Here is an 11463-nt window from a genome sequence, read left to right on the forward strand (position 1 = left end):
GGATCGATCCGGCCGGCCCGAGCGCGCCGACGCGATAGGGTTGGGGACGTGTCCAGGTTCAGTCCCCTCGAGTGGCCGGTGTTCCGGCAACTGCGGTCGGGTGACGTGCTGGGCCGAGGCCCCGCGGTGGAGTCGCCGCGCACCAAGGCGATGCAGTCACGCACCGCCACGGCGGACCGGATGGCGCAGAGCGTCTGCCCGTTCTGTGCGGTCGGGTGCGGTCAGCGGGTGTACGTCAAGGATGAGCGGGTCATCGCCATCGAGGGCGATCCGGATTCCCCGATCTCGCGCGGGCGACTCTGTCCGAAGGGGGCGTCGAGCGAGCAATTGGTGAACAACCCGCTCCGGCAGACCACGGTCCGCTACCGCGCCCCGTACGCCACGCAGTGGCAGGACCTGGATCGGGACACCGCGATCGACATGATCGCCGACCGCTTCCTCGAAGCCCGTCGCAGGCACTGGCAGGACGTCGACGAGCACGGAAACCCCTTGCGCCGCACCATGGGTGTGGCCTCACTCGGCGGGGCGACGCTAGACAACGAAGAGAATTACCTGATCAAGAAGCTCTTCACCGCCGCGGGCGCGATTCAGATCGAGAATCAGGCGCGGATATGACACTCCGCCACGGTTCCCGGTCTGGGAGCCTCGTTCGGCCGCGGTGGTGCCACCCAGTTCTTGCAGGACATGGCCAATGCCGACTGCATCGTGCTCATGGGCGGCAACATGGCGGAAGCGCATCCCGTCGGATTCCAATGGGTCACTGAGGCGAAGGCGCGCGGTGCCCGCGTGATCCACGTCGATCCGCGTTTCACCCGCACGTCGGCGGTGGTCGACAAGCACATCTCGATCCGGGCGGGATCGGACATCGTGCTGCTGGGTGCGCTGATCAACTACATGATCACCCGCGAGCGCTACTTCCACGAGTACGTCGTCGCGTACACCAACGCGGCGACTCTGGTGAGCGAGGACTACCGGGACACCGACGACCTGGACGGTCTCTTCTCCGGCTTCGACGAGGAGTCCGGGACCTACGATCGCGCCACCTGGCAGTACACCGGCGGGCGGGACGAGACGCTGCAGGATCCGCGCACCGTGTTCCAGATCCTGAAGCGGCACTACTCCCGCTACACCCCGGAGATGGTGACGCAGATGTGCGGCATCGCCGAAGCGGAGTTCGAGTACCTCGCACGGTCGCTGGCCGACAACTCGGGCCCCGAACGCACCGGATGCTTCGGCTACGCGACCGGGTGGACTCAGCACACGATGGGCGCCCAGGTGATCCGCACGGCTGCCATTCTGCAGTTGCTTCTCGGCAACGTCGGACGTCCCGGTGGCGGAATCATGGCGTTGCGCGGTCACGCGAGCATCCAGGGCTCCACGGACATTCCGACGCTGTTCGATCTGCTTCCCGGCTACCTGCCGATGCCGTCCGCGGGCAAGCACAACACGTTCGACGACTACCTCGCGACGGTGCGGCCGGCGTCCGGCAAGGGATTCTGGGCGTATGCCGAGGACTACGCGGTGAGTCTGCTCAAGGCGTGGTGGGGTGAGGCGGCGACCGCCGAGAACGACTGGTGCTTCGACTATCTGCCGCGGCTCACCGGACCGGCGGGCACATACCAGACCGTGGTGGAGATGCTGGAGGGCAATGTCGACGGTTACTTCATCGTCGGTCAGAACCCCGCCGTCGGATCGGCCAACAGCCGTCAACAGCGGATGGCGATGTCCAAGCTCAAGTGGCTGGTGGTGCGTGATCTGAACATGATCGAGAGCGCCACCTGGTGGAAGGAGGGGCCCGAGATCGACTCGGGCGAACTGAAGACCGAGGACATCGCCACCGAGGTCTTCTTCCTGCCGGCCGCCACCCACGTCGAGAAGGCCGGCTCGTTCACTCAGACGCAGCGCATGGTGCAGTGGCGCCACCAGGCGGTGGCCCCACCCGGCGACGCGCAGAGCGAACTCGACTTCTACTACGAACTCGGCAGGCGCATCCGGGAACGCGTGGCCGACTCGACCGACCCGCGCGACCGTCCCCTCCAGGATCTGACCTGGGACTACCGCCGCAACGAACACGGTGACGTGGACCCGGAGGCGGTGCTCGCCGAGATCAACGGCCGTCATCTGACGGGGCCGAACGCCGGCGAACCGATCGACTCCTACACCGAGTTGCGTTCCGACGGCTCCACGATCTCCGGGTGCTGGATCTACGCGGGCGTCTACGCCGGCGGGGTCAACAGGGCCGCGCGGCGCACCCCCGGCGGCGGTGGCGGTGTGACGCAGTCCGACTGGGGCTGGGTGTGGCCGTCCGACCGCCGCATCCTCTACAACCGGGCGTCGGCCGACCCGCAGGGCCGGCCGTGGAGCGAACGCAAGAAGTACGTCTGGTGGGACGCCGACGCCGGACGGTGGACCGGATCGGACGTTCCGGACTTCCCGATCGACCGCGCGCCTGGGACGGTGCCGCCGGAGGGGGCGATCGGTGCCGACGCCATCGGCGGCGACGACGCGTTCATCATGCAGGCGGACGGGAAGGGCTGGTTGTTCGCGCCGAACGGTCTGGTCGACGGTCCGATGCCGACGCACTACGAGTCGCAGGAGTCGCCGGTCCGCAACGCCCTGTATCCGCAGCAGCAGTCGCCCGCCAGGGTGATGCTCCCCCGCGAGGACAATCTCGACGCGCCGAGTGCCGGCGACCCGGGCGCCGGCGTCTACCCGTACGTCTTCACGACGTACCGGCTCACCGAGCACCACACGGCGGGCGGCATGAGCCGATGGTCGCCGTACCTCTCCGAACTCCAGCCGGAGATGTTCTGCGAGGTCTCTCCGGAACTGGCCGCCGAATGCGGGCTGACCGCGCAGGGATGGGCGACGATCGTCTCGCCGCGCGGTGTGATCGAGGCCCGGGTGCTGGTCACCGACCGGATGCGGCCGCTGGAGATCAACGGCCGCGTGGTGCACCAGGTGGGTCTGCCGTATCACTGGGGTGTGGGCAACGACGCGGTGGTCAGCGGTGACGCCGCCAACGACCTCGTCGGTGTCACGATGGATCCGAACGTCTTCATTCAGGAGTCGAAGGTGGGTTCGTGTGCGGTCATCGCGGGGCGTCGTCCGCGCGGTGCCGCCGCCGATGCGCTGGTGCGCGACTACCAGCGACGGTCCGGGGCCACCGTCGAGACGGACAACAGCCGTCTCACACCGCGAGAGGAGCAGTGATGGGCCAGCTGACCGGACCGACCGATCCGAGCGCTGATGCGCACTGGCATCCTCACGAGGACCGGCGCGGCTTCTTCACCGACACCTCGATCTGCATCGGCTGCAAAGCCTGCGAGGTGGCGTGCAAGGAGTGGAACGGCAACCCCAGAGACGGTGACCTCGAGTTCACCGGAATGTCGTACGACAACTCCGTGTCTCTCGGTGCCAGCACGTGGCGGCATGTCGCCTTCGTCGAGCAGGACGCGGACCGCATCGCCACGGCACGAGCCTCGGGCGCAGGGCTGGCGGACCTGGGTATGCCGCAGGTCCGCGGTGCCGACCCCCTCGACCCGCCGGCGCCGAGTTCGCCGTCACCGGACACGACGCCGCCGGACACGCCGGAATTCCGATGGCTGATGTCCTCAGACGTCTGCAAGCACTGCACGCACGCCGGTTGCCTCGACGTGTGCCCCACCGGCGCGATGATGCGGACGGAGTTCGGCACCGTGGTGGTGCAGGCCGACATCTGCAACGGCTGCGGCACCTGCGTGGCCGGCTGCCCCTTCGGGGTGGTGGAGCGCCGCAGCGACGGCACGGTGGCGCCGACCGTCCGCGAGGGCGACCGCAAGGGTGAGCAGCCCGAGATCCCGAATCGGGGCGTCGCCCAGAAGTGCACGCTGTGCTACGACCGCCTGCGAGACGACCAGACGCCCGCCTGCGCACAGACGTGCCCCACCACGTCGATCTCCTTCGGCCGGCGCACGGACATGGTGGAGCGAGCGCACGAGCGAGTGGCGCAACTGCACGCCGAGGGGATGATCGAGGCGCGGCTGTACGGCGCCAACGAGGACGACGGCGTCGGCGGCACCGGGTCGGTGTTCCTGCTGCTCGACGAGCCGGAGGTGTACGGACTGCCGCCCGACCCCCGCGTGTGCACCGCCGATCTACCCCGGATGTACCGGCGTGCCGGTGCGGCGGTGGCCGGGATGGTGGGCGCCGCCGTGCTGTCGTTCCTCGGCTCGCGAAGGGACCGGCGACCGTGACGAGTTCCGAATACGGCCAGTTCCGTCCGCCGCGTCCGCAGCGTCCGCAGCGGGGGAGGCGTCGCGGGGGCGGCGGTCGCCGCGGCGACGAGTTGATGGTGCCGCAGGCGCAGGTGGAGCATCTCGATGAGAACGGCTACTACGGGCACCCCGTCGTCAAGGCGCCGCCCTGGGAGACGCCCGTCGGTGCGTATCTGGTGCTCGGCGGGATCGCCGGCGGCTCCGGACTGCTCGCCGCGGGTGCTCAGCTCACCGGACGGAAGGTGTTGCGCCGCAATGCGCGACTGGCGGGGCTCGGCGCCGCGGGGGCCGGAGCTCTGGCGCTCGTCGCCGATCTAGGTCGGCCGGAGCGGTTCCTGCACATGATGAGGACCTTCAAGGTCACCTCGCCGATGAGCGTCGGCTCATGGATTCTGATGGGGTACAGCGGGATGATCGGGGTGGCCGCCGCGTCGGAGGTCGACGCTCTGACGGGTGATCGGCTGCCGCTCGGCCGGCTCCGACCGCTGCTCCGGGCACTCGAGGGCCCGGCGGGACTGGGGGCGGCCGCGATGGGTGCCCCGCTGGCCGCGTACACCGCGGTCCTGCTCGGCGACACCGCGATGCCGACGTGGAATGCGATGCACCGGGATCTTCCCTTCGTGTTCGTCAGTTCCGCGAGCTTGGCCGCGGGCGGTCTCGCACTGATCACCACGCCCGCAGCGGAAGCGGGACCGGCCCGCAATCTGGCTGTTCTCGGTGTGATCGGCGACGTCGCGGCGACGCGGCTGATGGAGCAGCGGATGGACCCGGTGGCCGCCGAACCCCTCCACCACGGCGGGCCGGGGAAGCTGATGCGCTGGGCCGAGCGGCTCGCGGTGGCCGGCGGCGTGGGCGCGCTGATCGCGGGCGGTCGGCAGGGCCGGGGCCGGCGGGCGCTGGCAGCGGCGGCCGGTGGAGCGCTGGTCGCGGCGTCCACGTGCACGCGGTTCGGCGTCTTTCATGCGGGCCTGGAGTCGGCGCGCGATCCGCGCTACACGATCGAACCGCAGAAGCGCAGGCTCGCGGCCCGCCGTGCGGCGGGGGTGACGGGAGACTCGATCACCGGACTGTGATGCCCGGCACTCCGCCGGCCACGGTGTGCCCGATCACCGGATGGCCGGGCACTTCACCGACCACCAGCAGACCGCCGGAGGTCTGGGCGTCGGCCAACAGCAGCAGATCGTCTTCGCTCACCCCGGCGCCCGCGCCGAGGTGCGGGCGCACCCAGTCCAGGTTGCGTCGCGTCCCGCCGGAGACGTAGCCGTCGCGGAGGGCTTCGAGAGCGCCGTCGAGTACCGGCACCGCCGAGGCCTCCACCACGGCGCTCACGCCGGACGCGCGGCACATCTTGTAGAGGTGGCCCAGCAGACCGAAGCCCGTGACGTCGGTGGCGGCCTGGACGCCGTTCGCCACGGCGGCGTCGGCCGCATCGCGGTTGAGTGCGGTCATCGACGCGATCGCGTTGGGAAACACCTCGCCGGTCCGCTTGTGCCGATTGTTCAGCAAGCCGACGCCGAGGGGTTTGGTCAGCGTGAGGGGGAGCCCCGGCTCGGCGGCGTCGTTGCGCAGGAGACGGTCGGGGTCGGCGACGCCGGTGACCGCCATGCCGTACTTGGGCTCGGGGTCGTCGATGGTGTGACCGCCGATCACCGGGCATCCGGCCTGGGCGCCGACGTCGAGCCCGCCGCGCAGCACCTCCGTCAGCAGTTCCATCGGCAGCACCTCGCGAGGCCAGCCGACCAGGTTGATGGCCACCACCGGCCGCCCGCCCATCGCGTAGACGTCCGACAGGGCGTTGGCCGCGGCGATCGCGCCCCAGTCGTAGGCGGAGTCGACGACGGGAGTGAAGAAGTCGGCGGTGGACAGCACCGCCAGACCGTCGGCGACGCGGACCGCGGCGGCGTCGTCGCCGTCGTCGAGACCCACCAGCACATCGGGGGATCGCTGTCCGACGAGGCCCCGCACCGCGTCCTCCAACTCGCCCGCCGGGATCTTGCAGGCGCACCCTCCGCCGTGGGCGTAGTCGGTCAGTCGCTTAACCTGAGTCACACGGCCGAGCGTAGACGGCTATGTTGGTCTGCGGAGGCGTCTGGGTTCCTGGTGGGCCCCCCGGTCTTCAAAACCGGTGAGGTCGAGTATCTCGGTCTGGCGGGTTCGATTCCCGTCCGTCTCCGCCAAACTCTCTCGTCGAGTGACCAGGAGACTGAGTGAATCAGGTTGCGCCGCAGCACGACCCGCGCAGATTGATTCCGCGCACGGATGCTCTGCTGGCGTTGCCGGAGGTAGCGGCGGCTCGTCGGCGCCTGTCGGCGGACACAGTCGTCGAGCGTGTCCGCGCGATACAGGAGAGGGCACGCCGAGGTGAGTTGCCGCCGCAGGAGGTGGCTGCCGCGGTGATCGCCGACCTCACCCGAGCGCGGGCTTCGGCGCAGACGCCGGTACTCAACGCCACCGGCGTCGTGGTCCACACCAATCTCGGGCGCGCCCCGCTCAGCCGGGCCGCGGTGTCGGCGATGGTCGATGCCGCCGGCTACGTCGATGTGGAACTGGACCTGGAATCGGGGGTCCGCGGCAAGCGGGGCGCTCGGACCCGCTCCGCGTTGCTCGCCGCGTGCCCGGCGGCCGGTGACGCACTGGCGGTGAACAACGGCGCGGCGGCACTGGTGCTCGCGACCACGGCGCTGGCCGCCGGCCGTGAAGTCGTCGTCTCCCGCGGTGAACTGATCGAGATCGGAGCCGGGTTCCGGCTGCCCGACCTGATCGCGTCGACCGGGGCCCGGCTCCGCGAAGTCGGCACCACCAATCGCACGCATCTCTCCGACTACGCCGACGCGATCGGTCCGGATACCGGGTGTCTGCTCAAGGTTCACCCCAGCAACTTCACGGTGTCCGGATTCACCTCGGCCGCGCCGGTGAGCGAGCTGGCGCAGGTGGCGCGGGACCGGGGCGTGCCGCTCGTCGTGGACGTCGGCTCCGGACTGCTGGCGCCGGATCGGACATTGCCCGACGAACCGGATGCGGCGACGATGCTGAACGACGGTGCGGATCTGGTGACCGCGAGCGGCGACAAACTGCTCGGCGGGCCGCAGGCCGGACTGGTCCTGGGGCGGGCAGATCTGGTGCAGCGGCTGTCGCGGCACCCGCTGGCGCGTGCGGTGCGGATCGACAAGCTGGCGTTGGCCGCGCTCGAAGCGACGGTCGCCGGACCCACCGCGCCGGTGGTCGAATACCTGCACGCCGACCCGGAGCGTCTGCGGGCGCGAGCGCAGGCGCTGGCGGCGGCCGTGGACGGGACCGTCGTCGAGCACGACGGCCGCGTGGGCGGCGGCGGTGCTCCGGGAGTTCCGCTGCCCGGCTATGCGGTCCGGCTGCCGGAGTCGATAGCCGCGCGGCTGCGGACCGGGACGCCGTCGGTGCTGCCGCGCGTGCACGACGGGTTCACACTGATCGACCTGCGCTGCGTTCCGGAGGCGGACGACTCGCGGCTCGCCGAGGCCGTCCGCGCCGCCATGCGGGCGGACTGACCGCAGTGTTCGTCGTCGCAACCGCGGGACACGTCGACCACGGCAAGTCGACTCTCGTGAAAGCGCTGACCGGGATGGAGCCGGACCGCTGGGAACTGGAGCGGCGGCGCGGTCTCACGATCGACCTGGGTTTCGTCTGGACTGTGCTGCCCTCGGGTCGGGAGGTGGGCTTCGTCGACGTGCCGGGCCACGAGCGGTTCCTGACGAACATGCTCGCCGGGCTGGGACCGGCCCCCGCCGTGTGCTTCGTGGTCGCCGCAGACGAGGGGTGGCGCGAACAGTCCTCAGATCACCGTGATGCGCTCGCCGCGCTCGGCGTCGACCGCGGACTGATCGTGGTGACCCGGACCGATCGGGCGTCGGCGGACCGGATCGCCGAGGTCACCGCGCAGGCGCGGCACGAATTGGCGAACACCGGACTCGCCGACGCCGAGGCGGTCGCCGTCTCGGCCCGTGACGGCACCGGGCTCGACGATCTGCGCGGCGCGCTGGACCGGATGCTCTCGGCACTGCCGCAGCCGCGGTCCGGACGAGTACGGCTGTGGGTCGATCGTGCATTCACCGTCACCGGCTCGGGCACCGTGGTCACCGGGACACTCGAGGCCGGGGCACTCGCTTCGGGCGAGCGTCTAGACCTGTTCGGCAGAGACGGTCGTCGTGAAGTGACCGTCCGCGGACTCCAGTCGCACGGCAGGCCGCTCGACGCCGCGCGGCCGGTGAGCCGTACCGCGGTGAACCTGCGCGGCGTCGCCCACGATGCGATTCACCGCGGCGACGCACTGCTCACTCCGGGCGCCTGGCCGGTGACGACTCTCGTCGACGTCTGCCGTGTGGGGCCGGGGATGGGCCCGCGGGAACTTCCGGAGTGGCTCACAGCGCACATCGGCACGGTGGCGGTGCCGGTGCGCGTGCGCCCGCTCAACGGCGACCACCTGCGCCTCACCCTGGCGAGGGGACTCCCGCTCCAGCGGGACGACCGCCTGGCGCTGCGCGATCCCGGCGCGGGACGGATCCTCGGCGGCGTGCGGGTACTGGACGTCGATCCGCCCGAACTCGTCCGGCGCGGCGACGCGCGACGGCGGGCGGGAGCGCTCGCCGGTCTGGCACAGGACGCCGCCGCCCTCGCCGAGGTGCAGCGGCGGGGCGCGGTCCGGCGTACCCGACTCGACGACCTCGGCCTGGAGACCGGGGTGGTGCCCGACGGGGTCGAGGCGGTGGGCGAGTGGTGGGTGACGACGCGGCTGATGCATCACTGGCAGATGCGACTGCGTAGCGCGGTCACGGAACTGCATGACCGCGACCCGCTGGCGGCGGGACTGTCGTACGGCGCGGCGCGGGATCTGCTCTCGTTACCCGACCCGGCGCTGCTCGGCGCTGTGGTCGACGGGGCCGGCGTGGCGGCCCGCGGCGGTCTGCTGTCGCTTCCGGAGCGCAGGTCCGATCTCGGCCCCGCCGAAGCGGGCGTCTGCGCACTCGAGAAGCGTCTCGCGGCCGATCCGTTCGCGGCTCCGGAGGCCGACGACCTGGCGGCTCTGGGGCTGGGCGTGCGCGAACTCGCCGCCGCCGACCGCGCCGGGAGGCTTCTCCGGCTCGGCGACGGGCTGGTATTGCTGCCCACCGCGCCGGCGCGGGCGATGCGCGAACTGGTCCGGCTGCCGCAGCCTTTCACCACCTCGCAGGCGCGGCAGGCACTGCGCACCTCGCGCCGTGTCGCGATCCCGCTGCTCGAGAACCTCGATGCGCGCGGCTGGACGCGGCGGATCGACGCCGGGCACCGCGAAGTCGTGCGCCCGTCCGGCCGACAGGCGGCGGAGACGGGGTGACAGCAGAAAGATGACTGGCGCACCCGGGGAGAGGTTTCGGGTGCGCCAGTCGGCATTGCGTTCAGCTCTTCCAGGTCAGGTGACCGCTTGAGATCACTTGACCTCCGAACGCAAGATTCGGTAGATGCCCAGGGTGATGGGGATGCCGATCCAGATGGCGTGAGCCACCAGGAAGTGTGCCCATTCGGCTCCCGTCGGCCAGGAGTCGGACATCAGCGGGCCGGACGATGTGCTCGTGCTGATCCAGTCGCCCACATGGTGGTCGCGCAGCGCCGGAACCAGTTCCAGAACCAGGCCGATGGCGTTGGGCAGGACGAAGTAGGCGACGATCGCGGCCGGTGTGTTCAGGAACAGCGCGGCGAAACCGAAGCCGAGGAGGAGACCAGTGATCTGGAGGATCACCGCGCCGGTCAGCCCGGCGGCCGGGAACGACCACGAACCGTTCGGGTCGCCATATGCGGCGCCGACGATCACATTGCCGATGGCGCCGACGATCAGGGCGAAGGCGACTGCGGCCAGTGCGGCGACGAGCGAGGCTACCAGCTTGGCGACCACGATCCGTTCACGTCGCGGTTCCATGGTGAAGGTGATCAGGGCGCCGCGCTGGCTCCACTCGGAGGTCACCAGCAGAATCGCCATCACCGGCAGCAGGAAGCCGGTCGGCGTGTTCATGATGCCGAAGAAGTCGGCGAAGCCGGCGCCGTCACCGTTGTCGGTGGAGTTGCCGGTGGTGATCAGCATGACCACCATGATCACGACCGAGATGAGACCCATCGACGCGATCAGCCAGAAGCCGGCGCGGGTGTCGACGAGCTTGCGCAGTTCGACGCGGATCAGGCGGCTGAGCGGGATCGGCTTGGCCGTCTGATCGACGGCCGCATACGTGGTGGTCATCGGAAGACTCCCTGGTTGACGGGCTGCTCACGCTGGGTCTGCTGCGTGAGCTGCAAGAACATCGCCTCCAAGCCGGTGTTGTCGCCCGGCCGCAGCTCCACGAGGTGGATCTGGGCGTCGAGCGCCACCCGGCCGACGACGGTCGGTTCGGCTTCCACGTGGAAGCCGCCGTCGGCAGCGGGGTGCGCGACCACCTGGGCCGCGGCCAACGCGCGTCCGAGCCCGGCGTCGTCGACGGCCTTGACTCGGGTGCCGGTGCCCGCGAGCAACTGCTCCTTGGTGCCCTGCGCCACGATGCGGCCCTGCCCGATGACGATGAGATCGTCGGCGATGATCTCGATCTCGTGGAGCAGGTGGCTCGACAGCAGGACGGTGCCACCGCGGTCGGCGTAGTTGCGCAGCAGGGTGCGCATCCAGTGGATTCCCGCGGGATCGAGGCCGTTGACCGGCTCGTCGAGGATGAGTATCCGCGGATCGCCCAGCAGGGCGTTGGCGATGCCGAGCCGCTGGCGCATGCCGAGCGAGTAGTTGCGGACCCGGCGCCCCGCCTCCTGCGGCGTGAGGCTCACCAGGTTCAGGACCTCGTCGATGCGGCTGCGGTCGAGGCCCATGGTCATCGCGGACAGTCGCAGGATCTCGGCACCGGTCCGGCCTGCGTGCTGGGCGGATGCGTCGAGCAGGACTCCGACCTGAGTCGCCGGATTGTGGATGTCGCGGTACTCGACGCCGGCGATGGTCGCAGATCCGGCCGTGGCCGGAGTGAGTCCGGCGATGATCCGCATGGTGGTCGACTTGCCCGCGCCGTTGGGCCCGAGGAAGCCGGTGACACGGCCGGGCTTGCAGGCGAACGAGACGTCGTCGACGGCGACGTAGTCGCCATATCTCTTCGTGAGGTGCTCGACGGTGATCATGACTGACGATTCTGCTCTGAACCGGCGCCGGGCACATCAGTCCGCCGACTGATTC

At 70.3% G+C, this 11463-nt stretch carries 8 protein-coding genes and 1 tRNA gene; 6 read left to right on the plus strand and 3 right to left on the minus strand.

Annotation, left to right across the window (positions count from 1 at the left end; translation table 11 throughout):
* Positions 1-48 precede the first annotated feature (48 nt).
* Genes fdnG through nrfD form a run of 3 tightly spaced genes read left to right on the plus strand, consistent with a single transcriptional unit; the run spans position 49 to position 5329 of the window.
* On the plus strand, positions 49-3213 hold the full coding sequence (fdnG, locus tag GSI01S_RS06975) for a formate dehydrogenase-N subunit alpha (protein WP_233500169.1): 3165 nt from the start codon (positions 49-51) through the stop codon (positions 3211-3213).
* Positions 3213-4235: a 4Fe-4S dicluster domain-containing protein gene (locus GSI01S_RS06980; RefSeq protein ID WP_006895797.1), complete on the plus strand. Its 1023-nt coding sequence runs from the start codon at positions 3213-3215 to the stop codon at positions 4233-4235. Before fdnG ends, GSI01S_RS06980 begins: the two co-directional genes overlap by 1 nt.
* On the plus strand, positions 4232-5329 hold the full coding sequence (nrfD, locus tag GSI01S_RS06985) for an NrfD/PsrC family molybdoenzyme membrane anchor subunit (protein WP_006895798.1): 1098 nt from the start codon (positions 4232-4234) through the stop codon (positions 5327-5329). The genes GSI01S_RS06980 and nrfD overlap by 4 nt, the downstream gene beginning before the upstream one ends.
* Here the strand turns inward: nrfD and selD are convergent.
* Positions 5316-6305 carry a selenide, water dikinase SelD gene (gene selD, locus GSI01S_RS06990; protein ID WP_006895799.1) on the minus strand — a complete coding sequence of 330 codons (990 nt, stop codon included), beginning with the start codon at positions 6303-6305 and terminating at the stop codon, positions 5316-5318. The two genes, nrfD and selD, sit on opposite strands and share 14 nt — an antisense overlap.
* A 32-nt stretch (positions 6306-6337) precedes the next feature.
* Between selD and GSI01S_RS06995 the strand changes: the two genes are divergently transcribed.
* The 3 genes from GSI01S_RS06995 to selB all read left to right on the plus strand — a co-directional run bounded on the left by GSI01S_RS06995 (position 6338) and on the right by selB (position 9603).
* Positions 6338-6433: transfer RNA gene (locus GSI01S_RS06995), tRNA-Sec, on the plus strand.
* Between the two features lie 30 nt (positions 6434-6463).
* The gene (gene selA / locus GSI01S_RS07000) at positions 6464-7780 is read left to right on the plus strand and encodes an L-seryl-tRNA(Sec) selenium transferase (protein ID WP_006895800.1); all 1317 of its coding nucleotides are present in this window, start codon (positions 6464-6466) and stop codon (positions 7778-7780) included.
* A gap of 5 nt (positions 7781-7785) precedes the next feature.
* Positions 7786-9603 (plus strand): selenocysteine-specific translation elongation factor, encoded by a 1818-nt coding sequence (gene selB, locus GSI01S_RS07005; protein ID WP_006895801.1) that lies wholly within the window; start codon positions 7786-7788, stop codon positions 9601-9603.
* 93 nt (positions 9604-9696) lie between these two features.
* Here the strand turns inward: selB and GSI01S_RS07010 are convergent, their stop codons facing one another.
* Complete coding sequence (locus GSI01S_RS07010; RefSeq protein ID WP_006895802.1) at positions 9697-10497, minus strand: ABC transporter permease subunit; 801 nt, start codon at positions 10495-10497, stop codon at positions 9697-9699.
* Positions 10494-11408, minus strand: coding sequence for an ABC transporter ATP-binding protein (locus GSI01S_RS07015; RefSeq protein WP_006895803.1), 915 nt, complete (start codon positions 11406-11408; stop codon positions 10494-10496). Before GSI01S_RS07015 ends, GSI01S_RS07010 begins: the two co-directional genes overlap by 4 nt.
* Between the last annotated feature and the right edge of the window lie 55 nt (positions 11409-11463).

Source organism: Gordonia sihwensis NBRC 108236 (assembly GCF_000333035.1).
Lineage (GTDB): Bacteria > Actinomycetota > Actinomycetes > Mycobacteriales > Mycobacteriaceae > Gordonia > Gordonia sihwensis.